Source organism: Porphyromonas sp. HMSC065F10 (assembly GCF_001808555.1).
Lineage (GTDB): Bacteria > Bacteroidota > Bacteroidia > Bacteroidales > Porphyromonadaceae > Porphyromonas_A.
On record NZ_KV793803.1, the window covers coordinates 1 to 25365 of the forward strand.

The 25365-nt window shown below is 56.0% G+C and carries 20 protein-coding genes and 1 pseudogene; 2 read left to right on the forward strand and 19 right to left on the reverse strand.

All coding sequences use genetic code 11. The features are described from left to right. Positions 1–187: 187 nt before the first annotated feature. Positions 188–784, reverse strand: coding sequence for a helix-turn-helix transcriptional regulator (locus tag HMPREF2890_RS08860; RefSeq protein WP_083289866.1), 597 nt, complete (start codon positions 782–784; stop codon positions 188–190). 3 nt (positions 785–787) lie between these two features. Continuing rightward, the gene (locus HMPREF2890_RS08865) at positions 788–1201 is read right to left on the reverse strand and encodes a hypothetical protein (protein WP_083289867.1); all 414 of its coding nucleotides are present in this window, start codon (positions 1199–1201) and stop codon (positions 788–790) included. Positions 1202–1491: 290 nt separating this feature from the next. Between HMPREF2890_RS08865 and HMPREF2890_RS07010 the strand changes: the two genes are divergently transcribed. Then, complete coding sequence (locus HMPREF2890_RS07010) at positions 1492–2658, forward strand: RtcB family protein (RefSeq protein ID WP_070467033.1); 1167 nt, start codon at positions 1492–1494, stop codon at positions 2656–2658. 287 nt (positions 2659–2945) lie between these two features. Here the strand turns inward: HMPREF2890_RS07010 and HMPREF2890_RS07015 are convergent, their stop codons facing one another. From HMPREF2890_RS07015 to HMPREF2890_RS07050, 8 genes are all read right to left on the reverse strand, one after another. Beyond that, positions 2946–4193, reverse strand: coding sequence for a SufB/SufD family protein (locus HMPREF2890_RS07015; protein ID WP_083289868.1), 1248 nt, complete (start codon positions 4191–4193; stop codon positions 2946–2948). A gap of 3 nt (positions 4194–4196) precedes the next feature. Continuing rightward, entirely contained in the window at positions 4197–4952 is a 756-nt protein-coding gene (sufC, locus tag HMPREF2890_RS07020; RefSeq protein ID WP_070467037.1) for a Fe-S cluster assembly ATPase SufC, read from the reverse strand. Positions 4953–4977: 25 nt separating this feature from the next. Continuing rightward, the gene (gene sufB / locus HMPREF2890_RS07025; RefSeq protein ID WP_070467039.1) at positions 4978–6417 is read right to left on the reverse strand and encodes a Fe-S cluster assembly protein SufB; all 1440 of its coding nucleotides are present in this window, start codon (positions 6415–6417) and stop codon (positions 4978–4980) included. Positions 6418–6471: 54 nt separating this feature from the next. Beyond that, entirely contained in the window at positions 6472–6960 is a 489-nt protein-coding gene (locus tag HMPREF2890_RS07030; protein WP_070467042.1) for a CvpA family protein, read from the reverse strand. Between the two features lie 30 nt (positions 6961–6990). Further along, the gene (infB, locus tag HMPREF2890_RS07035) at positions 6991–10005 is read right to left on the reverse strand and encodes a translation initiation factor IF-2 (protein WP_070467044.1); all 3015 of its coding nucleotides are present in this window, start codon (positions 10003–10005) and stop codon (positions 6991–6993) included. A gap of 67 nt (positions 10006–10072) precedes the next feature. After that, entirely contained in the window at positions 10073–11488 is a 1416-nt protein-coding gene (gene nusA, locus HMPREF2890_RS07040; RefSeq protein ID WP_168160434.1) for a transcription termination factor NusA, read from the reverse strand. A 25-nt stretch (positions 11489–11513) separates the two neighbouring features. Further along, positions 11514–11984, reverse strand: a complete 471-nt coding sequence (gene rimP, locus HMPREF2890_RS07045) for a ribosome assembly cofactor RimP (RefSeq protein WP_070467046.1) — start codon at positions 11982–11984, stop codon at positions 11514–11516. Positions 11985–12315: 331 nt separating this feature from the next. Further along, the gene (locus HMPREF2890_RS07050; protein ID WP_070467050.1) at positions 12316–13809 is read right to left on the reverse strand and encodes a Do family serine endopeptidase; all 1494 of its coding nucleotides are present in this window, start codon (positions 13807–13809) and stop codon (positions 12316–12318) included. 246 nt (positions 13810–14055) lie between these two features. Between HMPREF2890_RS07050 and coaA the strand changes: the two genes are divergently transcribed. Beyond that, a complete protein-coding gene (coaA, locus tag HMPREF2890_RS07055; RefSeq protein ID WP_246825360.1) occupies positions 14056–15039 on the forward strand; it encodes a type I pantothenate kinase in 984 nt (327 codons plus the stop codon). An 80-nt stretch (positions 15040–15119) separates the two neighbouring features. Here the strand turns inward: coaA and upp are convergent, their stop codons facing one another. The 9 genes and pseudogenes from upp to ileS all read right to left on the reverse strand — a co-directional run bounded on the left by upp (position 15120) and on the right by ileS (position 25208). Then, positions 15120–15779, reverse strand: coding sequence for a uracil phosphoribosyltransferase (gene upp / locus HMPREF2890_RS07060; protein ID WP_070467052.1), 660 nt, complete (start codon positions 15777–15779; stop codon positions 15120–15122). A 12-nt stretch (positions 15780–15791) separates the two neighbouring features. Beyond that, positions 15792–17210, reverse strand: coding sequence for an MltF family protein (locus tag HMPREF2890_RS07065; RefSeq protein WP_070467054.1), 1419 nt, complete (start codon positions 17208–17210; stop codon positions 15792–15794). Continuing rightward, positions 17210–18427 carry a class I SAM-dependent rRNA methyltransferase gene (locus HMPREF2890_RS07070; RefSeq protein WP_070467056.1) on the reverse strand — a complete coding sequence of 406 codons (1218 nt, stop codon included), beginning with the start codon at positions 18425–18427 and terminating at the stop codon, positions 17210–17212. Before HMPREF2890_RS07070 ends, HMPREF2890_RS07065 begins: the two co-directional genes overlap by 1 nt. Positions 18428–18435: 8 nt before the next feature. Then, positions 18436–19191: a 3'-5' exonuclease gene (locus HMPREF2890_RS07075; RefSeq protein ID WP_070467059.1), complete on the reverse strand. Its 756-nt coding sequence runs from the start codon at positions 19189–19191 to the stop codon at positions 18436–18438. Position 19192: 1 nt separating this feature from the next. After that, positions 19193–19777 carry a DUF5063 domain-containing protein gene (locus HMPREF2890_RS07080; RefSeq protein ID WP_070467062.1) on the reverse strand — a complete coding sequence of 195 codons (585 nt, stop codon included), beginning with the start codon at positions 19775–19777 and terminating at the stop codon, positions 19193–19195. A gap of 37 nt (positions 19778–19814) precedes the next feature. Further along, on the reverse strand, positions 19815–20642 hold the full coding sequence (locus HMPREF2890_RS07085) for a DUF4296 domain-containing protein (RefSeq protein WP_070467065.1): 828 nt from the start codon (positions 20640–20642) through the stop codon (positions 19815–19817). Further along, the gene (locus tag HMPREF2890_RS07090) at positions 20626–21318 is read right to left on the reverse strand and encodes a lipoprotein signal peptidase (RefSeq protein WP_070467067.1); all 693 of its coding nucleotides are present in this window, start codon (positions 21316–21318) and stop codon (positions 20626–20628) included. The genes HMPREF2890_RS07085 and HMPREF2890_RS07090 overlap by 17 nt, the downstream gene beginning before the upstream one ends. Positions 21319–21400: 82 nt before the next feature. Continuing rightward, positions 21401–21778 carry a TraR/DksA family transcriptional regulator gene (locus HMPREF2890_RS07095; RefSeq protein WP_018106643.1) on the reverse strand — a complete coding sequence of 126 codons (378 nt, stop codon included), beginning with the start codon at positions 21776–21778 and terminating at the stop codon, positions 21401–21403. An 11-nt stretch (positions 21779–21789) separates the two neighbouring features. Beyond that, positions 21790–25208, reverse strand: a pseudogene (gene ileS / locus HMPREF2890_RS07100) (isoleucine--tRNA ligase). Between the last annotated feature and the right edge of the window lie 157 nt (positions 25209–25365).

Genomic DNA, 25365 nt, shown 5'->3' on the forward strand with positions numbered 1-25365 from the left:
CCCTGTTGCACTTCGTCCTTGAATCTACGTCCTCTACAAGAGACCTCCCGGTTTGTGGGATTTCACAACCCTTTCAGTAACTTTGCGTCAGCAATGTCTTTAGCGACTTGCGCGTGGAGTTGGTTAGTGCATCGCTCGTGGAAGAGCCACTTATAACCAGCTCCACGCTATTTTCTATAGCGGTGCGCTACTCCTTATATCGGGTGACCATCATCATAACCTGGTGGGCAATGCGGTCCCTCAGCCTCTTGGGCGAGAGCACGCTGATGTGGCTGCCGAAGCCAAGTATAAGTCGCTCCAGCTCGAGGTTACAGATCACCTCCAGTGCCACAACGATGCTGCCGTCCTTCCTCTCCTCCATCAGCTCCTGCCGTGGGTGAAGGGGTTTCGTGAGGACATATGGTGCTTGGCAGGCATCGACCCAGAGGACTACCCGCTCACGCTCCGACGTCAGATCGCGCGTCACGCCGACCATATCATCCAGATAGGTGACCGGGTCGAAGTAGATATTCTCCTTATACCTCCCCTCCTTGTCCTCCTCCACACCAACCATTCTGTCAAGTGCCAGTGTGAGGATCCCGCTGTGACCTCTCTCACGACCCAGGAGAAACCACCGATTGTTGTACTCCTTGAGGAGATAAGGGGAGAGACAGATCTCGATCTCTCGGCCGGAGCGGAAGGAGCAGTAACGGACTCGTAGGGCACAGCGGTTGATGATCGACTTGTAGAGCGGGCTTAGCAGCTCCAGTCCCTTCAGCTGCTCATTGGTATCAAGAAACACCACCTGCTACTGCCCCTCGCTCCCGCTGCGGATTCTGTCCTCAATCCTCGTGAGAGTCTCATCCAACCCCGAGAGACCCCTGAAGCCACTATACTGGCTCAGGATGTCGAGTGCGCCGGTAAGCTCTGACAGCTCCTCGTGTGTCAGAGGGAGACTGCTGATGCTGTAGTCCGGGTCAGCGTAGCGGTAGTACTTGCGATCGACTACCTCGATCGGTGCATTGTACCCCAGCTTATCGCTACGCATAAGCTCTATGTCCCGCTGTATCGTCCTCAGGCTTACACCCGAGGTCCCCTCATACTCGTAGAGAGCATCCTCGCAGGCCGAGCGGAGGTCCTCTATGGTCCAGCTTCGGTGGCGACGGCGGAGGCAGCCATCTATGGTCCGCATCCTCAGGAGTGCATTTCTATTGACCGGCATAGTGATATTCTTTTGACACAAATGTAAGGAGACCTTTGCATAATACCCCATCTGCGGCGTCACATTCGAGATTCGGGCTTGGTCATGTGCGTAAGCACACTCCCTTCGCCCTCACTCTCAGTCCCTTGCATCTGGGGCATTCTGCAAAGTCCCAGCCGAAAAAGCGGTGCATTTTCGGCGAAAGACCATTTTGCAAAGGTCTTTTAAGGAGATAAATGTACTACGCCAATAGGTGGCATAGTGGCTCCCTACCTTTGCCTCAGATATTTATCCATAAAGAGTATACTGCAATGATAGAGAAAGTTGTGATGGGCACTAAAGTGCCTGCTAAGATGTGGCTGAGTGAGGTGGAGGACTCCTGCTTAGAGCAGATCATCACGCTCGCATCGCTCCCCTATGCGTATAAGCACATCGCTGTGATGCCGGATGCTCACACAGGAAAGGGCATGCCAATCGGTGGTGTCCTTGCGACGCGAGGTGTCGTGATCCCCAATGCTGTCGGTGTCGACATCGGCTGTGGAATGTGTGCCCTCCGGACAAGCCTTACGACTGAGGACCTGCCACGGGAACGTCTCTCTGCTTTGGTGACCTATGCGAGGGAGCGGATCCCTCTTGGCTTTGATAGCAGGGAGGTACCGCTGGATGAGAGCCTGCTTCCCGACCGTGAGCTTGACGACCTGCCCTGCCTGAGGAGCAAGAAGCAGGCGCTGCTACGGCAGATAGGCACGCTGGGTGGGGGCAACCACTTTATCGAGATCCAGCGAGACACCGCGACCGATGAGATCTGGGTGATGATCCACTCAGGTAGCCGAAATGTGGGGCTAAAGGTGGCGGAGCACTACAATCACCTGGCAGAGCAGTGGTGCGACAGGTGGTATGCCGACCGGCAACCAGACCTCGCTTTCCTCCCCATAGAGACGCGGGAGGGGAAGGACTATATGCGAGAGATGGAGTACTGCAAGGACTTCGCTTTTGCCAATCGTCGGGAGATGATGGAGTTGGTGAAGGAGGGACTTCGGTCTCTCTGTCCCGGGGTAGACTTTGATCCGCTGATCAATGTCCCCCACAACTATGCTGCCTGGGAGAAGCACTTCGGTGACTATGTGATCGTCCACCGGAAGGGCGCCACACGGGCCTATGAGGGCGAGGTGGGGATTATCCCCGGCTCTATGGGCGCACACTCCTACATCGTCCGGGGGCTTGGCTGTCCCGACTCCTTTATGAGCTGCTCCCACGGGGCGGGGCGTAGGCTCAGCAGGAGGGCAGCCTTCCGTCAGCTCTCGCTCGAGGAGCAGCAGGCGCAGATGGATGAGCTTGGCGTACTCTACGACCTGACGGAGAAGGGGCTTGATGAGGCTCCCGGGGCGTATAAGGACATCGAGGAGGTGATAGCTAAGCAGCAAGATCTGGTGCAGCCGCTTGTGCGCCTTGCGCCTCTCGCTGTTATCAAGGGCTAAGCTCGGGTCACTCTGTGGTGGGGTCACTCCCTGCTATGGCAATCGTATGAGGATCGCAAGTTGGAGCCCTCAGACTAATACCGATATTAGAGAAATCTAATATCGGTATTAGTGAAGTCTAATATCGGTATTAGAAGAGGGTGTTTGCCATCTGCTGATGGTCAGCTTAGTGTGCACGTGCCTTTTGGAGCCCGATTAGCAGGGGTGATCTCCATGCAACCGCATAAAAAAGGGTCGATGTCTCTCATCCAAGAGAGACATTGACCCTTGCTTGCTATGTGAGTGTGTTACTTACGCCGCTGGAGGCGAGTATCCACCTTCGCCGTCAGCACCTCGCGGAGTTGCTCATCGGGGATGCGGACAAGTACATCGTGGACAAAGGCGGAAGTGAGCATATCGTGCGCCTCATCCTCGGGGATACCCCTCTGCTCCATATAGAAGAGTGCTGCCTCGTCTAGCAGACCGGTTGCCAGTCCGTGAGCACACTTGACATCGTCAGCATAGATCTCCAGCTGAGGCTTGGAGTACATCTTTGCCTCCTTGGAGAGCAGGAGGTTGCGATTATGCTGGTCGGCATCTGTCCGGATCGCACCGGGCTCCACGTAGATCATCCCGGAGAAGCTCCCTACGGAGTGATCTGAGAGGGTGTACTTAAAGAGCTCGTCGGTGTGCCCGTCAGTCTCGCAGTGGAAGATATTGGACCAAATGTCGCAGAGGTTGTCATCGCGCAGGATTGCCAGTCCGTCCATCTGCAGGTCGGCGTGCTTGCCGGCCAGGTCGATGAAGAGATTGATCCTCGTCCGCTCGGGGTGAGAGACGATCTCTGTCAGGGTCATGCGCGCATCCTCACCGATCCGGGCGTGGACGTTGTGGAGCAGGCGCGTCCCATGAGTCTGCTCGATGTAGTCGTAGAGGTGCAGGTCAGCTCGGTCTCGGACGTAGATCTCGGTGGTGATGAGAGCAGCAGCCCCCTCCTCGGAGAGGTTGCGGTGCGACTGCATCATGGTGACTCGGCTCTCCTCATCGCAGATGATCAGCAAGTGTCGTGCGGAGAGACCGCGACCGAGGAGATAGATAAGCTCGAGCGGTACCTCCACCCGGCAGCGTGGCTCCACGTAGAGTACCATGGCCTCCTCTGCCAGCAGATCGGTCAGTGAGGGGACAGCCCTATCTCTTAGGTCGTGTTGGGTGCCAAAGAGCTTAGCCGGCTCAGGATGCAGCTCGGCAAAGCGGCTTAGCGGTCCGACATAGCAGCCCTCTATCTCTGTCCCCTCTGAGCAGAGGAGACGGCTGTCGTCAAGGAGTCGGTAGGGAGTCAGGTCACTCTCCGCTACGAGAGACTGACGTAGCTCGGTGTCGGCAAAGATCCCCAGGTCGAAGTGGGCATAGTGTTCCGGGCCGTGCTTGGGAAGTGGCTTCTTACGAAGGAGCTCCCTCGCCTCCTCTCGGCGACGTGCCATCAGAGGTGAGTCTGTGGAGACGCTGTCCGAGAGGGTGAGGAAGTGCTCAGTGAGTTGTTGTTGCTTAGACATCATAGCTCAGTCCTCCTTCTGCTCCTCTCTGAGCCAGTCATAGCCCTTGTCCTCAAGCTCCAGTGCGAGCTCGGGACCGCCTGTCCTGATGATCTCTCCATTCATCAGCACGTGGATGACGTCTGGGCGGATATAGTCAAGCAGTCTCTGGTAGTGAGTGATGACGATCGCAGAGAAGTGGGGCGAGCGCATACTATTGACCCCTTCGGCAACCGTCCTGAGGGCATCAATGTCGAGACCAGAGTCCGTCTCGTCAAGGATTGCCAGTGAGGGCTCGAGGACCAGCATCTGGAAGATCTCATTGCGCTTCTTCTCTCCACCGGAGAAGCCTTGGTTGACAAACCTCTTCATCAGGTCGGAGGGGAGCTTCACCTGCTTCTGCTTCTCCTTGAGGAGCTTCAGGAAGTCGGCAGCCTTCACCGGATCCTTGCCCTTCTGCTTGCGTTTGGCATTGAGGGCGGCACGGAGGAAAGAGGTCATACTGACCCCGGGGATCTCCACGGGGTACTGGAAGGACATCATCAGCCCTTTCTGTGCTCGGAGTGACGGGCTCATCTCCAGGAGGTCCTCTCCATTAAAGGTCACCCTCCCCTGCGTGGGCTCGTAGGGTGGCCGTCCCGTGAGGACGTTGGCGAGTGTACTCTTACCACCGCCATTGGGTCCCATGATGGCGTGTATCTCGCCGTCGGGTATGTGGAGGTTGATCCCGCGTAGTATCTCTTTGTCGCCGATCTTGGCGTGTAGGTTTTCTATATGTAACATAGTGTCGTATCTATAGTAAGTGTCATTATCCCACGGAGCCCTCGAGGGAGATGGATAGAAGAGCCTTTGCCTCGATGGCAAACTCCATCGGGAGCTTCTCCATCACCTCCTGGGCGTAGCCGCCGACGATGAGGCCGATCGCCTCCTCCTCGGGAATGCCCCGCTGCTGGCAGTAGAAGAGCTGATCCTCGCTGATCTTGGAGGTCATCGCCTCATGCTCGATGACGGCGGTGTCATTGAGTATATCGGCGTAGGGGAAGGTGTGCGCTCCGCACTTGTCGCCTATGAGGAGGGAGTCGCACTGGGAGTAGTTGCGGGCATGCTCGGCATTCTTCCCGAGGTAGACCAGTCCGCGGTACGAGTTTTCGGAGTGGCCGGCGGAGATACCCTTGGAGACAATGGTGCTGCGGGTGTTTTTCCCCGTGTGGATCATCTTGGTCCCGGTGTCCGCCATCTGGTGATTATTGGTGACGGCAACGGAGTAGAATTCGCCCACCGAGTTGTCTCCCTTGAGGATGCAGCTGGGGTACTTCCATGTGATGGCCGATCCGGTCTCCACCTGAGTCCAGGAGACCTTTGACCCATTGCCTCGGCAGAGGGCCCGCTTGGTGACGAGATTGAAGACTCCTCCCTTGCCCTCCTTGTCACCGGGGTACCAGTTCTGCACCGTGGAGTACTTGACCTCCGCATTCTCCTCCACCACGATCTCGACGATGGCGGCGTGGAGCTGGTTCTCGTCCCTCTGCGGGGCGGTGCATCCCTCAAGGTAGGAGACGTAAGAGTCGTCCTCGGCTACGATCAGGGTGCGCTCAAATTGTCCCGTATTCAGTGCATTGATCCTGAAGTACGAGCTCAGTTCCATCGGGCAGCGGACGCCCTTGGGGATGTAGACAAATGAGCCGTCACCGAAGACAGCCGAATTGAGTGCAGCAAAGAAATTATCCGTCGGGGGAACGACCGTCCCGAGGTACTTCCGTACCAGCTCGGGATGCTCCCTCACCGCCTCACTGATGGGGCAGAAGATCACCCCCTTCTCCGCTAATTGCTTGCGGAAGGTGGTGCGGACGGAGACCGAGTCCATGACCGCATCGACCGCATAGCCGGCAAGGATCTTCCGCTCCATGACCGGGACACCAAGCTTCTCGAAGGTCTCCTCCAGCTTGGGGTCCATCGGCTCGTCGGCAGACTTCTTCTGCTTCGGTCGGGCAAAGTAAATGATGTCCTGGAAGTCTATCTCCGGGAGCTTGACGTGCCCCCAGGTGGGTACTTTCATCCCGGACCAGGCGCGGAAGGCCCTGAGGCGGAAGTCCAGCAGCCACTCCGGCTCGTGTCGCATCTCAGAGATGGTGCGTACAATATTTTCATCGATCCCCTTAGGCAAGTACTCCGTCTCAATGTCGGTGGTGAAGCCGTACTTGTACTCGTCTCGCTCGTCTAAGAGGTCGCTTATCTGTTCGTTATTCATAGAGTATATATAGTCCCTCCGAGGAGGGAAGGATACAAAAAATAGCCACCTACGTCAGAGATCAGTGACCTCTGTCGCAGGTGGCTCTAAGGGTGAGGTGGGGCTCAGCACATCCCTCAGTGAGGGAGCGATCGGCTCTACCAATTCGTCTAAGAGTGGGTAGGCTTGTGAGTCTCGGATCCACTCCGTATCAGGACTGAGACTCAAGATGACAGCGCAGACGATCCAGAGCATCACCGCCGTGAAGAGTGTATTGGTCAGCGCACCGAGGAGGCTGTCCGGCAGTCCGAAGCGCCCATAGGAGGATCCGGTAACTAGGTCTAATAGTAGGCGACTGAGCCAAAGTGCCACCGCAAAGGTGATCACCATGGAGAGTACCGAGATCGATGGCGAAAAGGAGATCGCTGACCGGATCAGCCCGGTGAGATAGAGGGCAAGGACAAGGCTCAGACAGCGGAGGGCAGAGGCGAAAAATCCCAGACGCCACCCCGCAAAGAGCCCATTGAGCAATAGTAAGCCGACTGCGATATCAAACCACGGCATCTTGTGCTCTCCCTTGCTGCTACTGTCGTATTACTCCAGCTTGCGCTTGACCGTGAATTCCTCGAAGGTCTCGATCTGATCTCCTGCCTGGATGTCGTCGTAGTCCTTGATAGAGAGACCACACTCCAGACCGGTGGTAACCTCCTTGACGTCGTCCTTGAAGCGCTTCAGGCTCACCAGCGGACCGGTATGGATCACGATGCCATCGCGGATCACGCGAGCCTTATTGTCACGCGATACCTTGCCATGCTCCACCATACATCCGGCGATGGTACCCACCTTGGGGATACGGAAGGCCTTGCGCACCTCGAGGGTTGCAGTGACCTGCTCCTTGATCTCCGGAGAGAGCATACCCTCCATAGCGGACTTGACGTCCTCGATAGCGTCATAGATGATCGAGTAGAAGCGGATCTCCACTCCCTCGTCCTCAGCAGCGCGCCTGGCACCCTGAGCAGGACGTACCTGGAAGCCTACGATCAGCGCATCAGAGGCGGCTGCGAGGTCTACATCGCTCTGACTGATGGCGCCGACAGCGCTGTAGATCACGTTGACGCGGATCTCTTCGGTCGAGAGCTTAACCAGCGAGTCGGATAGCGCCTCGACGGAGCCGTCCATATCTCCCTTGACAATGATATTGAGCTCCTGTACCTCGCCGTCCTTGATCTGTCGGCTGAAGGTCTCCAGACTCGGCAGGTGCTGCGTGCGCTCCTTCTGCTCACGCTGGAGCTGCTCGCGCTGACGAGCGATGTCTCTTACTTCAGCCTCTGTCTCGAGGGCGTTGAGGGTCTCACCGGCTGGCGTGGCACCATTGAGTCCAAGTACCTTGACCGGCATGGATGGTCCGACAGAGTCAACGGTATCACCATACTCATCAAAGAGTGCCTTCACACGACCATAGTTTGCTCCGGCAACGATGTAGTCTCCATTGTGAAGCGTACCCTCCTGGATCAGGACCTTGGTAGTGTAGCCACGACCCTGCTCAAGCGTACTCTCAAGGACGGACCCCTTGGCGAGCTTATTCGGGTTGGCCTTGAGCTCAAGGAGGTCTGCCTCTAAGAGGACCTTCTCCAGCAGCTCTTGCACTCCAATCCCCTTCTTAGCGGAGATCTCCTGGCACTGATACTTGCCTCCCCAGTCCTCTACAAGGTAATTCATGGCAGCGAGTTGCTCGCGCACCATATCGGGCTTGGCTCCCGGCTTGTCCACCTTATTGATGGCAAAAACGATTGGCACACCAGCAAGCGAGGCATGAGAGATGGCCTCCTTTGTCTGAGGCATGATACCGTCATCGGCTGCGATGACGATGATGACGATATCTGTCACCTTGGCTCCACGAGCACGCATAGCAGTAAAGGCCTCGTGTCCGGGGGTGTCGACGAATGTGAGCTTGCGTCCCCCCTCGAGGGTCACCCTATAGGCACCGATGTGCTGGGTGATACCGCCCGCCTCACCGGAGATGACGTCGGACTTGCGTACGGCATCGAGAAGAGAGGTCTTACCGTGGTCGACATGACCCATCACGGTCACTACCGGTGCGCGAGGCTCGAGATCCTCAGGCTTATCCTCCTGAGTCTCGATCGCCTGCATGGCCTGGGCATCGACATACTCTGCCTCGTACCCATACTCGTCAAGGATAAGGTCGATCTGATCCTTCTCCAGACGCTGGTTGATGGAGACCATAAGGCCGAGATTGAAGCAGTAGACGATGATGTCATTGACGGGGATGTCAAGCATCTTGGCGAGGTCATTGACGGTGACGAACTCGGTCAGCTTGAGCTTCTTGCTCTCGCCCTCCTGTGCTCTCAGCAGCTCCTCAGCCTCCTCCTGACGTGCCTCGCGCTTCTCACGGCGATACTGTGCTGCCGTCTTGCCGGGGCGGTGACCACGTCCCTGCATGGCCGCCATAGTCTTCTTGATCTGCTTTTGGATATCCTCCTGGGTGATCTCCTGCTGCTCCTCCCGGCGACGGCTCTTGCGACCCTTCTTAGGGTTGGTGGCTGCGGCGGGCTTATTGTTGCGGTTGTTGCCGGAGTTGTTGGCGTTGGTACCTCTCGCGTCTTTATTGCGACGGTTGTTGGTGTCCTTACCAGCACCCTTACCACTATCCTGCTTGGCTTGCTTGTCGATGTCGACCTTATTGCCCTTGATCCGCTTGCGCTTGCGTCGCGAGGTCTTGGGATCTATCTTGGAGAGGTCAATCTTGCCGACGACAGTAAGCCCCATATCATCGGTCGCACCGAGGCGGTATACGCCATCGTCCTCCTTGGCCTCGTCATCGTCCGTGGTCGTCGGCTTCTCCTGCTCCTTAGTGGTGGGCGAAGGCTTCTGTATGTCAGCATTCTTCGTCTCCTTCTCGGGCATGGGCTTCTCCGCAGCAGGCTGGGAGGGCTTGGCGCTCTCCGGCTTTGTCACTGCCTCCGGCTTTGTCTCTGCTGCCGGCTTTTTCTCCTCCTGAGGCTTTTCTTTAACCTTAGGGGTCTCCTGCTTGGGCTGCTCGGCCTTGGGAGCGACGGGCTTCCTTGGCTCCTCTACAGGCTTAGCGACGTCAGGAGTCTTGGGCTCCTTCGTCTCTTTGGTCTCGGGGGTCGGCTTAGCAGGCGTCTCCTTGGTGGGCGTCTTCTGCTCCACCTTGGCTTGCTCTTTCTTGGACTCCGGTGCGGGAGCCTTCTTTGGCTCTTCCATCTTTGACGAGCCTGGGATCACTCGCCCCTTCTCATCGAGCTGGAGGTGTCCCTTGACAATGGAGGGCTGAGGCTTGGCATCAGGCGCAGACTCGGCCTTTGTAGCCTCCTGCTCCTTGGCCGGCTCCGTGGGTGCAGTAGCCTTTGGAGACTTAGAGAGGTAGCTCTCGGTGAGTCGCTTCTTATCGTCCGCACTCAGATCGCTACCGTACTCCTCGAGGACAGTCTTCAGCTCAGCCGTAGTCAGCTTAGTATTGGGACTCTTGTAGTCCCCATTGGGGTTTTTCTTGCTTAGAAATGAACTAAGCGTACTTACTCCAACGTTTAAGTCTCGTGCGACCTTATTTATTTTGATTGCGGGCATATATTTCTCTCTATTCTCTCAGTATCTGTGTTTTTTGCAGGATGGGTCTACGGGTGGGAATGAGGTCTTACTCCTCGGTCACACCATCCTCCCCCTTGGGCATACTCTCCTCTGTAGGCTCCTCCTGCGCCTCTTCCTCTACCGATCTCTCATGGGACTCAATAGGGAACTGGCGGAAATTGGGATCGCGCTCGGGTAGGTCGGGGAACTCGTCTGTCGGCAGCTCATTGTCGTCAAACTCAGCCATCAGCACCTGCAGGACATAGTCGATTGTCTTCTCCTCCAAGTCAGTGGCACGAACCAAGTCCTCGCGGCTGTGACGGAGGACGCTCTTGGCTGTGTCGCAACCGATGGAGGTAAATACATCGATGATCCAGGGATCGATCTCGTCGTCAAACTCGGTGAGGAAGAGATCCTCCTCATCGATGCCCTGTGCCTCATCTCTGTAGATATCGATCTCGTAGCCGGTCAGCATCATTGCCAGCTTGATATTGTAACCGCTGCGACCGACAGCGTTGCGGATCTCCTCTTGGGCGAGGTATACATCAGCGTGCTTCTCCTCGGGGTTGATCCGCACATCGGCATTCTGTGCAGGGCTGAGTGCTCGCTGGATCAGGAGCTGGTCATTGTCGGTGTACTGCAGTACATCAATGCTCTCATTGCGAAGCTCTGCCACGACGCCCCTGATGCGTGAGCCACGTACTCCCACGACGGCACCGACCGGGTCGATGCGACTGTCGACACTCTCGACTGCCACCTTGGCACGATCACCGGGGATGCGTGCAACGCGCTTGATCATCACCAGACCATCCTGGATCTCAGGCACCTCGCGGGCAAAGAGCTGAGACAGAAATTCATTACTGGTCCGGCTGAGGATGATCTTGGGATTGTTGTTGTTATAGTCTACGCGCTCAATGCAGGCAGTGACGTGGTCACCCTTCTGGAATCGGTCCCTGGGGATCATCAGTGAGCGGGGCATGATGAGCTCGTTGCCGTCCCCATCGAGGAGCAGCAGCTCACGCTTCCAGGTCTGGTAGACCTCGGCAGTGATCAGCTCACCGACACGCTTGCTGTAGTTGGCATAGAGAGTGTCTTTCTCCAGCTCCAGCACCTTAGAGGCAAGAGACTGGCGGAGGTTTTGGATGGCACGGCGACCAAAGCTCTCAAAAGAGACCTTGTCGGTGTACTCCTCGCCCTCCTCAAGGTCCTCCTCTCCCTGTGAGCGTACATCGCTGATGGAGACCTCCTTCATCTGGTCGTGGACCTCGCCATCGGGGACGATGATCCTATTGCGCCAGATCTCGACATCTCCCTCCTCGGGATTGATGATGACATCGAAGTTATTATCCGTACCGTACATCTTTGCGATCGCACTACGGAGAGACTCCTCAAGTACTTTGATGAGTGTCCCTTGGTCGATGTCCTTTTGGCTCATGTAGTCTCCCAGAGCCTCCATCATTGTTGCCTGTATTCTCTTTGCCATGTATACTATTGTAAGCGCTTTGTTGTCAAAACTTCAGGTCGTAGACGACCGACTTCACTTCATCGTATGTGAGGTGAAGTGGGGTGGGGTAGCCCTTGCGACGCTTGTCGCCCTCGCGCTTCTCCATCCGGATAACCTCCATCTCAAAGCCCTCCTCGTCCGCTGCTACGAGCGTTCCTTTCTCAATGCCTCCGTTGCGAAGCGTGGCAATGATTGGCTCACCGATGTACTTGCGGTACTGCCGTGGGAGCCGAAGGGGCGAGGTGAGCCCGGCACTGGTCACGGTCAGCTCGTAGTCCTCCACATCGCGGTCAAAGCGCTCCTCAATATAGTGGGAGAGCGACGTGATTGTATCAAGCGAGATCGAGTCGTGATCACTATCAATGGTGATGCTGATCAAGTTGCCGGTGCGCACATCGACCGCTACTATGTAGAGGTCGTCACGCTCCGATAGGTACTCCTCGAGGGCTGATTGTATGTCCTTTACGTCTATCATCAGGTCTGTATATGGAAATAAAATGAGAAGACTCAGGGGTCCTCTCATCTCTTACCCTTGCAAAGGTACAAAATCTTATGCCGATAGACAATCTAAGCCCTTTCCCTTGCATGGGAAATGGGCTCAGATCTCGGTGTGTCACATCAGAAGTACGTGGCGTCTTCATGACTGGGGCCGGCTTAATGGACTTTTGGTAGAGGTAGCGGGTAGATGGGGTGATGGATCAGCCGAGTCGTCTCCTATCGCACCTTTGAATTGCTTAAATACAAGTGCACCCCGGCAGACACTCATCCGCTGGGGTGCACTTGTGTTAGTTTGGTACCGGTAGGTATCAGTCGCGGAGATCCACGGCTACGTAATTGATACGCCCATTGGTATTAAGCAACTTGACGAAGAGGACCTTGTCGCTACTGCTCTTCACCACGTCACTCACCACCTTCTCCACATCGTCCTTCTTGCTCACGCGGAGGTTATTAACAGCGAGTATCACGTCTCCCTTGCGGATGCCGGCACGGAAGAACTTTCCGTCCCTGTCCACACCGACTACCTTTACTCCGTAGGAGATCCCGAGGTCGCTCATCTCCTTGTCGCTGAGCTCCAGGAAGGCGGCACCGATCGAGCTTTCGTCGATCCGAGTCACGGCATCGGTATTTCCCTCGCTATTCTTGAGTACGAGGTCGATCGTCATAGCCTTACCCTTACGATCCACAGACATCCGGACCTTGTCACCCGGCTTGTGGGTAGAGATAGCCTCCTGTAGGTCCGACATCGTGGAGATGCTGTGTCCGTCGATGGAGGTGATCACATCACCCTCCGTGAGTCCGGCCTGCTTCGCCGAGCTCCTGTCTGCCACCTCCATCACTAAAGCGCCCTGAGAGACCTTGAGGTCGTACTTCTCGGTGGCGGCAGAGGTGATGTTGGTACCGGCAATGCCGAGGACGGCACGCTGGACGGTACCATACTCCTTTAGGTCGCTGACCACCTTGTGGACTATCGAGGTGGGGATGGCGAAGGAGATCCCCGCGTAGTTACCGGTGCTGGAGTAGATCATCGTATTGATGCCTATCAGCTCGCCTGCCATATTGACCAAAGCCCCACCGGAGTTGCCGGGGTTGACGGCCACATCAGACTGGATAAAGGAGCCCACCTGGAGAGATCCCTGACCACTCCCGGCAGCGCGCCCCTTGGCGCTGACGATACCGGCGGTCACCGTACTGCGGAGGTTGAAGGGGTTGCCTATCGCCAGTACCCACTCTCCGACACGGAGATCATCACTGTTGCCGAAGGGAATGGCCGTCAGCTCCTTGCCACTCTCGATCTTGATCACGGCGAGGTCGGTGGAGGGGTCGGTGCCGACCACCTTGGCCTTATACTCCTCATTGCTATTGGTCGTGACGAAGACATCGTCAGCACCATCGATGACGTGGTTATTGGTCACGATATATCCATCTCGGCTGATGATCACGCCTGACCCGATGCCCACTTGCTTGGGAGCCTCCTGTCGGGAGCGTCCCTCCTGCCGAGGGTCTCGCTGGGAGGGGATGCCGAAGAAGAACTCAAAGGGATCAAAAAACCTCTCCTGTGTCATTCTCACAGCTTTCTCTGTGCGTATGTTGACCACGCCGTCGATGGTCCTCTCAGCCACTTCTACAAAGTTGGGCGGGGTAGAGGCCATATAGGCCCTTGAGGACTTGGCCGGCTCGGAAGTCTCATAAGTCTCAGGGGAGTCGCTGCCGTGCTTTGTGATGGCAGCTCCCCCTATCGCACTGAGGGTCGAGCAGGCGACCACCAGCACGCTGGTAAGGATGATGTCTTTTGCTTTCATACGAATTCTATGTTGTCTTATTAGTTCTATTTCCAGACAAATAAACGGATTAAACCCGTTGTAGTCAATAGTCTGAAAGTGCCTAATTAACACTTTGCAAATAGTATGCCCGGTTTGACCATCGACTTAGAGATGTTTAACTTCTGCGCTTTCCCCATTAGCAATAAACAAGTGAGCTCTGGTCGGTCCTTTACTTCGCATATGTTGCCGGGACATCCGTAAGAGGTAAATTGAATACCTTTGCCGATGAATAATTATGCAGGATCGGACTACAGCACAATGAAACCCTATACCGCAACCTTTTCCCCCTATCAATCATTCACTCGAGATCAGTGGAGCAGCTTGGACAGCCACCCCAATTTTCCTTTCTCCGAGATCGACATTAGCAAGCTCCATGCGATGAATGAGCCTCTGACCGTAGAGGAGATCAGTGATATTTACCTCCCTATGTGTCGCTTCTTGGAGATAAATATCATGCATCATAAGAATCTTCAGAGCGACTATGGCGAGTTTTTTCATCGTCAGTTCCAGACCGTTCCTTACGTCATCGGGATCGCCGGCAGTGTCGCTGTGGGTAAGAGTACCACGGCGAGGGTCTTGCAGAAGCTCCTCTCGATGAATGAGGAGACGCCAAAGGTCTCTCTCGTGACGACCGATGGCTTCCTATACTCCAATGCCGAGCTGGAGCGGCGCGGCCTGAGCGACCGAAAGGGATTTCCTGAGAGCTACGATGTGATGAGTCTGCTCAACTTCCTCGCCGCTGTCAAGAGCGGTCGTCGACACCTCCCGTCACCCAAGTACTCCCACCTATACTACGATGTGATCAAGGGAGAGTATGACGAGGTTGATCAGCCGGATGTGCTGATCATCGAGGGGATCAATGTCTTGCAGGCGAGTGTGGATGCGTCCCGGGCACGTCGGTCGGTCTTTGTGTCAGACTTTTTTGACTTCTCAATCTACGTCGATGCGGAGAAGTCTGCGATCCGCAGGTGGTATGTGGATCGATTTATCAAGCTGCAGCAGACGGCGTTTAGGAATAAGGACTCCTACTTCTACCGCTACGCTGATCTATCTAAGGAAGAGACTATTAAGCTGGCCAATCAAGTGTGGGATGATGTCAATCTGACCAACTTAGTCCAGAATATCGAGCCGACGCGCTTTCGCTCCAATCTCATCCTTGAGAAGAGTGACGATCACAGTGTGAGGAGCATCTGGCTACGCAAGGTGTAGACTATCCGAGTACAAAATGAGCAGAGCCTCCGATGAGACAATTGTCCCCTCGGAGGCTCTGCTCGTAGTATAATATCCGCTTAGTCCATCTTGGTCCCGAAGGAGAGGTCCCCGGCATCGCCCAGTCCCGGGACGATGTAGGCGTGCTCATTGAGCTTCTCATCGAGGGCGGTGATCCAGAGGGTGGAGTCCTCAGGGGCATGCTTCGCAAGCATATCGACACCCTGCTGGCTGGCGATGATGGCAGCGAAGTGGGTGGTGGCGGGCTGCCCCTTGGTGAGGAGTGCATTATAGGCAAGCATCATCGAGCTTCCTGTTGCCAGCATGGGGTCGGCAAGGATCAGCGTGCGTCCCTCGAGAGAGGGGGAGGCCAGGTACTCGATGTGTACGTCAAATCCCAGCTTACTGTCTCCACCCTCCTTGCGGTAGGCGGATACGAAAGCATTGTCAGCCTTGTCGAAGTAATTGGTCAGTCCGCTCTGCATGGGGAGACCGGCACGAAGGATGGTGGCAACTACCACTTCCTCAGTAGGCAGGTACATATCCTTGGTCCCGAGGGGGGTGGTGACCCTCTTCTCCGTATAGTCGAGTGTCTTGCTGATCTCGTAAGCCATAATCTCGCCAAGGCGCCTGGCATTGCTCCGGAAGCGCATCGAGTCGTTATGGATATTGACATCCCTCATCTCTGCGATGAAGCGGTTGATGAGGCTGTTTTGCTCTGATAAGTTTACTATTTTCATACTCTTAGCTAACTATTTTCCCTTACTCTTTGCTCCTTGGTAGAGGGCAGAGAGTTGCATGATATTGTCTACATACTTGACAGTCTCCGAGCCACGGACGTAGCCGTACTTGACCACGGGGTCATTGAAGTACTTCGGTGTGCTCTTGAGGAGGAGGTACTCCCTCACCCCACCATCCCAGACACTGTCCGGTGCGCTGTACTTCCGTGCTAGCCGCATCGCATCCAGGACGTGACCATAGCCGGCGTTGTAGGCTGCGAGAGTGAAGCACTCCCGCTCATGGATGTCCCGGATGTTGCTAAAGGACTTCTCATTGTCCCGGAGACAATTGACAGCCACGCGCACTGCTGTCAAGGGGTCCAGCAACTGGTCCTTACTCACCCCATAGGCTCGTCCGGTAGCAGGCATCACACCCATAAGGCCTCTCGCTCCTGATCGAGCCACGATGTCAGGGATGAAGCGAGACTCTGTGAAGGCGATCGCGGCGAGATAGGTCCAGTGCCAGCCCAGCCGCTTTGCCTCTTGCATGAATATCTCATCGTATGGAGAGATCGCTCCCTGCCGGATAGTAGGGGTGGGGAAGGGGGATCTGAGTCCCTTGAAGTAATTGCCGCTCTCCATCGTAAGCAGGCGGTCAGGGTCTCCTTCCTCTTCCTCATTAGAAGATGAAGAGAAGAAGCGGCTGATCTGCTCGGTCAGGCTCTGGTTGCCCTTATGCAGCATCCAACTGTACCTCAGTGGTACGCTGATGCGGAGCTCTGTGTCAAGGGTGGGGTGGTGCCGCTCAAATAATCCCGCCAGTCGGGTGTCTACCGCTGCGTAACGGATGCTGTCTCCATCGGCGACCGACTTGATCAGGTCCACATCACCCAGAGAGTCAACGGGTAGGATATGGAGAGAGTCCAGGGCGGCCTCCGCAATGATCTGCTCCAAGCGCATCTCCGCAGGACTATTGGAGGAGACGTAGATCGACTTGCCGTCTAAGTCGCCCACCCGGCGGAGGAGCGGGGTGATGGACCTATTTTGCACCACTACCAAGGCGATCGTGTCCACGATGCCGGCAAAGTCATACGACTTGCTGATCTCGGATGTCATGGCAAAGGGGGTGATGGATAGGTCAATGACCCCGGACGTGATCCATGCCATAAGGCTATCCCTGCTACCGGTCACTTTGATGTCAAGCTTGAGTTTGTGCGCCTCGGCAAAGCGAGACACCTTCTGATACTCCAGCCCGAAGGGCTCGCCTCTGTAGAAGTAAAAGTCTGTAGGGGAGGTGACCGTTCCTACTCGTAGCGTATCACTGGCGATGATTTCGCTCCACTTTCGGTAGTTGACCTTCTCCGACTCTCTCTCCTTCCTCGTCTGAATGCAAGAGGACAGCATCCCGATGAGAAGGAGCAGCGGAGCAAGTCGAGAGAAGTGCCGGGACATCACTTAACGTAGAGTACTAGACCCTTGAGATACTCTCCCTCGGGGTGATAGATATTTACGGGATGATCCGCAGCCTGAGTAAGGCGATGGAGGATCCTCACCTCACGCCCGGCTTGCAGAGCAGCGGTAAATACCGCTTCCTGAAATTTCTCCGGGCTAACCACCTGTGAGCAACTGAAGGTGAAGAGCAGGCTCGAGGGGGCAATCTTCTGTAGTGCAATGCGATTGAGCCGACGGTAGCCGTTGAGTGCGCGTGAGAGGACGCGTCTATTCTTTGCAAAGGCTGGCGGATCCAGCACCATCAGGTCGTACTCTCCTCCCTGTAGTCCCTCTAGGTAGGCGAATGCATCGGTGGCGATCTCCTCGTGGGTATCGTCTCTGCCGGGGAAGTTGAGCTCCATATTCCTTGCCGTCATGTCTATGGCGCGCTCCGAGCTGTCTACGGACACCACTTGCTTAGCCTCTCCTAGCATGGCAGCGAGGGAGAATCCTCCCGTGTAGCAAAACATATTGAGCACCTTCCGCCCCTTAGCATACTGTCTCAGGAGGGAGCGGTTGTCTCTCTGATCTAAGAAAAAGCCGGTCTTCTGTCCCTTGACAACGTCAAGGTAAAACTTCATCCCCCGCTCGTCAATCACCACCTCCTGCTCCCTCGGTAGCGACCCCATGAGCAGCTCATCGATCTCCCCCTCTATCGGAGAGCTTGCCGTCAGCGTCTCGGCGCTCTTGTAGTAAACCACCTGCAGGCGACTGCCAAGCACGGTGGACATAGCGTCTGAGATCTGGTGTCTCTGTCGGTGGATGCCGAGCGTGTGAGCCTGCATGACAGCGATGGAGTCGTATAGGTCGATGACCAGCCCCGGGAGACCATCGCCCTCGCCGTAGATCCAGCGGATGGCATTATGCTCTCCCGCCAGACCGACAGCCTCCCTCACCTTGAGAGCCTCACTCAGGCGTCGGGTCCAGAAGGCTTGGTCAATCTCCTCTGAGGCATCAAAGGTGAGGATCCGTATCGCAATATTCTCTGGAGACCAGTAGCCACGGGCGACAAAGTCATCCGTTGAGCTTCTGAGTTCGACCAAGTCTCCCTCCATCAGTCCATTGGTATCTCTCCGATCAAGAGCTCCGGAGAAGACCCATGGATGACGGCGCTCCATCGGCTCGTCTTTACCGGGTCGTAGGTGGAGTATCGGTATGGTGTCTAGGTTAGTGCCCATAGGGTGAGTTATTTGTCGGTGGTTTTACTTTTTGCTTTTGCCCCCTTGACCTTAGCCTTCACCCTGCGCTTTCGTACCCTCGCAGAGGTCTCTCTCTTCTTTGACTTGGGTACTCTCACGGTCGGGCCCACTCTCTTCTCGATCATGGAGGGCTTGACGAAGTCCTTGAGTCCGTCGTAGATCAGCAGGCCGGCATAGGCATCGAGTGCGGCATAGTTAGTCTGCGCCTCCGAGAGTCTCTCGCTCTCCCAATTGCTGAGTCGCTGGCTCTTGGAGATGCGCTTGTCGTAGAGTAGGGCATAGAGCTTGGAGAGCGAGAAGACCTTTAGCCCTGCGGCCTTGGCCGTCAGCTGGAGCTCAAGGACCTGATGGCACTCAAGACCATGGTCTTTCCTTAGGGCAAGGGCGTCATCGTGGATAGATACCCCCACGAGGAGTGTACTGTCATCTGCCAGCACTTGTGCTATGGGGGCGAGGCGTGATGCCTTGTCTTCCTCACCGTCAAAGGTGAGGAGCTTGATGATTACTGATCTCTCGTGATCGGAGAGCTGAAGTATGGAGACCTTATTCCCCTCGCCCTTGTGGAATGATGGCTTAGTCTCTGTGTCAAGGCCGAGGACATCGGCCCTCGAGAGAGCCGCCATGACGCTCTCTATCTCATCGTCAGAGCACGAGGCGTCAAGGATCGTGACCGGCACCGGAAGCTCCTCCGCCTCCAGCTCCCCGAGCTCTTCCTTGGTGATGGTGGTCCGATCTATAGGCATGTCACTCATTGTAGCTCAATAGGTCATCCTCATCGTCCGGCATCTCGAGGGGCATAAAGTCCGGATCGCTGAGCAGGAGGTGAAGTCGTCTGAGCACAGCTGCCAGCTTCTCTCCCCACTCGTGGTCAAAGGCATACCTCGCCTCGGCAATGGACTGGACCATCGTCTCCTCGTTTTGCTGTCTATAGACCCAGACGATATCTGCCAGAGCCTGGAAGAGGTCGGCAAGCAGCTCGCTGAGACTGATGTTGATCGGGCGCTCAGAGTATTGCATCTGCTCGTTGAGTGCATCTGGAAATAGGTCTCGGTCAGCAAAGAATCGCTCGTGGCGACGTCTCACCCGCTCATAGTCCTCCTCCTCGACGAGGTGCTCCAGCTCGCCAAAGAAAAGCGATGGGTCCAAGTCCGGAAGTCTCGTCGCTGCGGCATACACTGCTGCCAGCGTGTCACGGCACTCACGCACCGTCTCCCTCGTCCATCGGGGGGCTACCTCGGGATCAAGCAGAGCGAGGTAATTCATACTCTGCTGGATAAAGTCCAGTATCTCCGGACTGTAGATGAGTGTCATATCTCCCGTCTGTCCCATAGGTCTGTGCCGATCTTAGTTGCAAAGTTAGTCAATTTTACTCTTCAGTCTCCTCCTCTGCAGGTTTCTCCGCCACCACGGGAGTCTCACGCTTAGAGAGGTAAATGCTATCGAGGACCAGCGGGATCTTCCTCAGGCAGTCCCGGTCACGATAGTAAGAGAGGAAGAGGCGGTGCCACTGGCTCTGCTCGCTAGTGGTGTCTTGTGGCGTGACATACTCGAGTGCTATCCGTCGGTCGCCCTTACCATCCAGTGTGGTCTGTGTAGAGTAGACGATGCTACTGTCTCGGGTGAGGGTGATAAAGGAGATCTCGATCCTCTCCCCCGAGCTGAGCAGGCCCGGCAGTATATTGAAGCCAAAGTCAAGCGTATCCCCTCCCGCCACGGTACCACTACTGAGCTCACACATCATGAAGCGGTAGGCTCGGTCTCCCTCCGAGAGACAGACCCTCGAGGGCTCTCTCCAGAGCGACTCCGGTGATTTGTAAGTGAGCCCGGCACGACGAATGGAGTCTTGATAGAGGGTGTCTAAGACCACGGCCTCCTGCTGAAGCTCCTCGATGATCTGATTGTAGATCTTCGTGAGCATCGGGAGATTTTCTCCGTACCAGACGAGAGAGGTATCGTACTTTGCCTGCGAGATCCCATGCTTCTCCAGCACACTCCTATAGTATGCCTCGCGGACCGAGTCCGGCATCCCATACTTGCTGTCAATATAAGACTGGGCCAGGACCATGTCCTTGGTGACCGCCTTCATCTCGTCTCTCGTCAGGACCTCATTCGGTCGACGGCGACACTGTGAGAGGAGCACTGTCAGTGCGATGGAGAGCAGGATCAGGCTGCAGAGACTACGATGCTTCCTCATCACGTATGTCGGAGTCCTCCGGTGCTCTGTCCTTAGGCTTCTTACTGCCGACATGACTCATCAGGTGGGCAAAAGAGCCGCTGTAGAATAGCAGTAGCGCGATCACACCGACCGAGATGCAGGCATCGGCAAAGTTGAATATCGGGCGGAAGAAGATCAGCTCTTCTCCTCCCCAGCCGGGTACCCAGTCGGGCCACTGACTGCGGATGATGGGGAAGTAAAACATATCCACCACCTTTCCCTGAAACCAGTCTCCATAGCCTGTCTCCGGTGTAGCGGGGAAGATCGTCGCTACCTGCCCATAGCTGTGGGTAAATATCTTTCCGTAAAAAATAGAGTCGATGATATTACCCACTGCACCGGCAAAGATAGCCACCAGACAGGTCAGCACTCCGCGTCCATATCGCCTCCTTGACACGTAGACCACCAGCCACCCCAGCAGCACGCTGGCGACTATGCGGAAGAGTGTCAGGAAGAGCTTGTCGAAAAGCTCCCAGCCGAATGCCATCCCTGGATTCTCCGTGAAGTAGATCTGAAACCAGTCTGCCACCACGATACTCTCGCCCAGCTCCATATGGGTCTTAACCCATATCTTGATAGCTTGGTCGATGACCAGGAGTAGGATCGCAAGTCCCACAGCGACTGTAAGTCGACGCCGGGGACGATCTGCAGGCATCTCTCTCGGGTCCGTGACAGGTCGATCTGCCGTGGAGGGTATGTCGTTGACGCTCACTATAGACGATAGACTTACCTGAGATTTACTTGTATCCGGCGTTCTTGGCCTCGACGCTAAGTGTAGCGTGGGGGACGGCACGGAGCCGCTCCTTGGGGATGAGCTTGCCGGTGATGCGGCAGACGCCGTAGGTCTTATTCTCGATGCGGATCAGGGCAGCCTCCAGGTTTTGGATAAATTTCTTCTGACGCGCTGCGAGGGAGGCTGTCTCCTGCCGAGAGGCGAGAGTTGCCGACTCGGAGAGATTCTTGTATGAGGGCGAGGTGTCGTTGATGTCGCTATTCTCGCTCCCGTTCATAGACTCGATGAGAGAGTCGTAGTCCTTACGAGCCTTATCAAGCTTCTCATTGATGATCTGGCGAAACTCCTCCAGCTCCTCATCAGAGTATCTTACAGTAGCCATGGTTATCTCTTTTACTTATTTACTATAGTTAGTTCTGCATGCAGGCTCACCTCCTCGTCCAGCTCGAGAAGCTCCCCGGAGATGAGTCCCTCGACGGGCTCAATAGATCGAGCCTGTACCTGAGTGGAGATGTAGTCCTTGTGTGCCGCAAGGATCTGCTCCGTCATCGGGGTCTTCTCGAGACGAATGTCGATCTTGTCCTCCACATCAAAGCCGGAGGTCTTGCGGAGATTTTGGATCCTATTAACCATCTCGCGGGCTAGACCCTCGATGCGCAGCTCCTCGGTGATCTCCTCATCGAGAGCGATGGTGATGGAGCCCTCGTTGAGCACCAGCCAGCCCGGCACGTCCTCAGAGATCACCTCTACGCTGTCGAGAGTGATCTCCTTGCCCTCGTACTCAGTCTTCCCGGCTGTCTCAAAGGCCTCGATCTCCTCTCGCGTCATACCGGTGAGGTATGCAGCCGCTCTCTTCATATCCTTGCCGAAGATCGGTCCGAGGAGACGGAAATTAGGCTTCACTCTCTTCACCACAAGGTCAGATGATCCGGAGTCAAAGACCAGCTCCTTCACATTCACCTCGGAGAGGATCAGCTCCTCCACGTGCTTCACCGACTCGATCATCTGAGGATCGGAGGTGAGTACCACCACCTTCTGCAGCGGCTGACGCACCTTCGTATCCATCTTACGACGGAGCGAGAGCACCATGCCGGAGATCCTCTGAGCATAGTCCATCGCCTCCTCCAGTGAGGTATTGATCACTGAGGGATCAGCCTTGGGATAGTCTGTGAGGTGGACTGACTTCGTCTCGTCCTGAGTGAGATCGCGGTATAGACGATCAGCGTAGAAGGGGGCAAAGGGTGCCATCAGCTTAGCCACCGTGACGAGGCACTCGTAGAGGGTCTCGTAGGCGGAGAGCTTGTCATCGGTCATGCCACCGCCCCAGAAGCGCTTGCGGGCAAGGCGCACATACCAGTTACTCAGCTGGTCTGTCACCATGGCTGCTATCTCGCGACCGGCCTTTGTCGGCTCGTAGTCCTCGAGGTCAGACTTCACCTCGGTGATTAGCGAGTGGAGCCGTGAGAGGATCCATCGATCCAGCTCAGGTCGCTCCTCGAGAGGGATCCTACGAGCTGTTGCCGGGTCAAAGTTGTCGATATTTGCGTAGAGTGCGAAGAAGGAGTAGGTGTTGTGCAGCGTGCCGAAGAGCTTGCGGGTCACCTCGTCCACGCCCGAGGGGTCAAACTTCAGGTTGTCCCACGGCGAGGAGTTGGTGATCATATACCACCTCAGGGCGTCTGCCCCCTTCTGCTCCATGATCATAAAGGGGTCTACACTGTTGCCGAGGCGCTTAGACATCTTATTCCCATTCTTATCCAAGACGAGACCATTGGAGATCACGTGCTTGTAGGCGACGCTGTCAAAGAGCATCGTCGCAAGGGCATGGAGGGTAAAGAACCACCCTCTCGTCTGATCCACTCCCTCGGCAATGAAGTCGGCCGGGAAGTAGCTCCTCTCATCCACCATCTCGCGGTGCTCAAAGGGGTAGTGCAGCTGCGCGTAGGGCATCGCCCCGGAGTCAAACCACACATCGATGAGGTCAGTCTCCCTGACCATCGGCCGTCCCTTGCTGTCGCAGAGGATCAGGTCGTCCACATAGGGTCTGTGGAGATCGATCCGCTCGTAATTCTTGTCCGTATACTCGCCCACGACAAAGCCTATATCGGCCAGGGGATTGCTCTTCATCAGTCCCTTCTCTACTGAGAGGTCAATCTCGCGGGAGAGCTCCTCGACGGAGCCGATGCACTTCAGCTCGCTGTAGTCCTCATTGTGCCAGATCGGCAGCGGAGTACCCCAGTAGCGTGAGCGGGACAGATTCCAATCCTGGAGATTCTCCAGCCACTGCCCGAAGCGTCCCGTGCCGGTAGACTCGGGCTTCCAAGTGATCGTCTTATTGAGCTCGATCAGTCGCTCCTTGACTGCAGTGGTGCGGATAAACCAGCTATCCAGCGGGTAGTAGAGGATCGGCTTGTCGGTCCGCCAACAGTGGGGGTAGCTGTGGGTAAATTTCTCGATCCTGTATACCTGCCCTCTCTCCTTGAGCGCCATACAGAGGTCAATGTCAAGTGAGTCGGTGTCGGACGGCTTGTCGATGTAGGCGTTCTTGACATAGCGACCGGCGTAGACCCCATACTGAGCGACGTCCATCCGCTCCTCCACAAAATGTGGGTCTAGATCCTCAAGGGCGTAAAACTTCCCCTCCGGATCGACCATTGGCACCTCCTTACCCCCCTTGTCAATGAGCATCATGCCGGGGATCTGCTCCTTCTTGCCGAGTGCATTATCATCTGCACCGAAGGTGGGTGCTATGTGGACGATGCCGGTACCATCCTCCGTGGTGACGAAGTCAGCCGCCACCACCCTCAGTGCTCTCTCATCGGGCTTTACCCAGGTGAAGAGCTGCTTGTATCTCAGCCCTACGAGGTCAGCCCCCTTGTATCGGGCGACGATGCGGTAGGGCATCACCTTGCTCCCCTTCTCGGGGGCCTCCATCGGCAGCTCCTCGCCCTCCGGACTGAGGTAGGCGGAGAGGCGTGGCTTCGCCATCACGACGGTGATCGGCTCGAGGGAGTAGGGATTGAATGTCTGCACCGCCACATAGTCGATCCCGCTGCCGACAGCGAGAGCCATATTGGAGGGAAGTGTCCATGGTGTGGTAGTCCAGGCAGCGAAGTAGGCGGTCCCGTGTCCCTGCAGCTCCTCAGCGGGATCGATGATCTCCATGAGAGCAGTGCAGGAGGTGTCCTTCACGTCCCTATAGGCACCAGGCTGACTCAGCTCATGGGAGCTAAGTCCGGTGCCTGCGGCGGGAGAGTAGGGCTGTATGGTGTATCCCTTGTAGAGCAGATCCTTCTCGTAGAGCTGCTTCAGGAGATACCACAGGGTCTCTATGTAGCGATTGTCGTAGGTGATGTAGGGGTGATCCAGGTCCACCCAGTAACCCATCTCCGAGGTGAGCTTGCGCCACTCGGCGGTATACTTCATCACCTCCTTGCGACACGCTTCATTGTACTCATCGACAGAGATCTTGGTGCCGATGTCGGCCTTGGTGATGCCGAGCTTCTTCTCCACACCGATCTCTACCGGAAGCCCGTGGGTGTCCCACCCTGCCTTGCGGTCGACGAGGAAACCCTCCATCGTCTTGTAGCGACAGATAATATCCTTGATCGTGCGAGCCATGACGTGGTGGATCCCCGGCATACCATTAGCAGAGGGGGACCCTCGTAAAAGATAAATCTCGGTGCCCCCTCGCGCCACTTGAGTGAGGCATCGAAGGGATCTTCTCTCTTCCACAACTCCAGCACCTCCCGATCAATACTCGAGAGGCTTAGCTGATCGTAAGTCTTATAATTCTTTTTCGTCATGCTCATATCTGCTCATTCCCCAGTGTCCCCTCTTCCCTCCGAGCGGACACTGAGCGAAGTACGACTGGGTACCTCTGCATTTTTGTCACGCAAAGATACGCTTTTTTGTCCCCTCGGACTAATATCGGTATTAGAGACTGTTGCACGAAGGCGATCTGCTGCG

What these genes read in the sequence shown, in the direction of transcription:
- HMPREF2890_RS08865 (WP_083289867.1), bottom strand. Translation starts at nt 1,201, where the DNA reads ATGCCGGTCAATAGAAATGCACTCCTGAGGATGCGGACCATAGATGGC.
- HMPREF2890_RS07010 (WP_070467033.1), top strand. Translation starts at nt 1,492, where the DNA reads ATGATAGAGAAAGTTGTGATGGGCACTAAAGTGCCTGCTAAGATGTGG.
- HMPREF2890_RS07015 (WP_083289868.1), bottom strand. Translation starts at nt 4,193, where the DNA reads ATGATGTCTAAGCAACAACAACTCACTGAGCACTTCCTCACCCTCTCG.
- sufC (WP_070467037.1), bottom strand. Translation starts at nt 4,952, where the DNA reads ATGTTACATATAGAAAACCTACACGCCAAGATCGGCGACAAAGAGATA.
- sufB (WP_070467039.1), bottom strand. Translation starts at nt 6,417, where the DNA reads ATGAATAACGAACAGATAAGCGACCTCTTAGACGAGCGAGACGAGTAC.
- HMPREF2890_RS07030 (WP_070467042.1), bottom strand. Translation starts at nt 6,960, where the DNA reads ATGCCGTGGTTTGATATCGCAGTCGGCTTACTATTGCTCAATGGGCTC.
- infB (WP_070467044.1), bottom strand. Translation starts at nt 10,005, where the DNA reads ATGCCCGCAATCAAAATAAATAAGGTCGCACGAGACTTAAACGTTGGA.
- nusA (WP_168160434.1), bottom strand. Translation starts at nt 11,488, where the DNA reads ATGGCAAAGAGAATACAGGCAACAATGATGGAGGCTCTGGGAGACTAC.
- rimP (WP_070467046.1), bottom strand. Translation starts at nt 11,984, where the DNA reads ATGATAGACGTAAAGGACATACAATCAGCCCTCGAGGAGTACCTATCG.
- HMPREF2890_RS07050 (WP_070467050.1), bottom strand. Translation starts at nt 13,809, where the DNA reads ATGAAAGCAAAAGACATCATCCTTACCAGCGTGCTGGTGGTCGCCTGC.
- coaA (WP_246825360.1), top strand. Translation starts at nt 14,056, where the DNA reads ATGAATAATTATGCAGGATCGGACTACAGCACAATGAAACCCTATACC.
- upp (WP_070467052.1), bottom strand. Translation starts at nt 15,779, where the DNA reads ATGAAAATAGTAAACTTATCAGAGCAAAACAGCCTCATCAACCGCTTC.
- HMPREF2890_RS07065 (WP_070467054.1), bottom strand. Translation starts at nt 17,210, where the DNA reads ATGTCCCGGCACTTCTCTCGACTTGCTCCGCTGCTCCTTCTCATCGGG.
- HMPREF2890_RS07070 (WP_070467056.1), bottom strand. Translation starts at nt 18,427, where the DNA reads ATGGGCACTAACCTAGACACCATACCGATACTCCACCTACGACCCGGT.
- HMPREF2890_RS07075 (WP_070467059.1), bottom strand. Translation starts at nt 19,191, where the DNA reads ATGCCTATAGATCGGACCACCATCACCAAGGAAGAGCTCGGGGAGCTG.
- HMPREF2890_RS07080 (WP_070467062.1), bottom strand. Translation starts at nt 19,777, where the DNA reads ATGGGACAGACGGGAGATATGACACTCATCTACAGTCCGGAGATACTG.
- HMPREF2890_RS07085 (WP_070467065.1), bottom strand. Translation starts at nt 20,642, where the DNA reads ATGAGGAAGCATCGTAGTCTCTGCAGCCTGATCCTGCTCTCCATCGCA.
- HMPREF2890_RS07090 (WP_070467067.1), bottom strand. Translation starts at nt 21,318, where the DNA reads ATGCCTGCAGATCGTCCCCGGCGTCGACTTACAGTCGCTGTGGGACTT.
- HMPREF2890_RS07095 (WP_018106643.1), bottom strand. Translation starts at nt 21,778, where the DNA reads ATGGCTACTGTAAGATACTCTGATGAGGAGCTGGAGGAGTTTCGCCAG.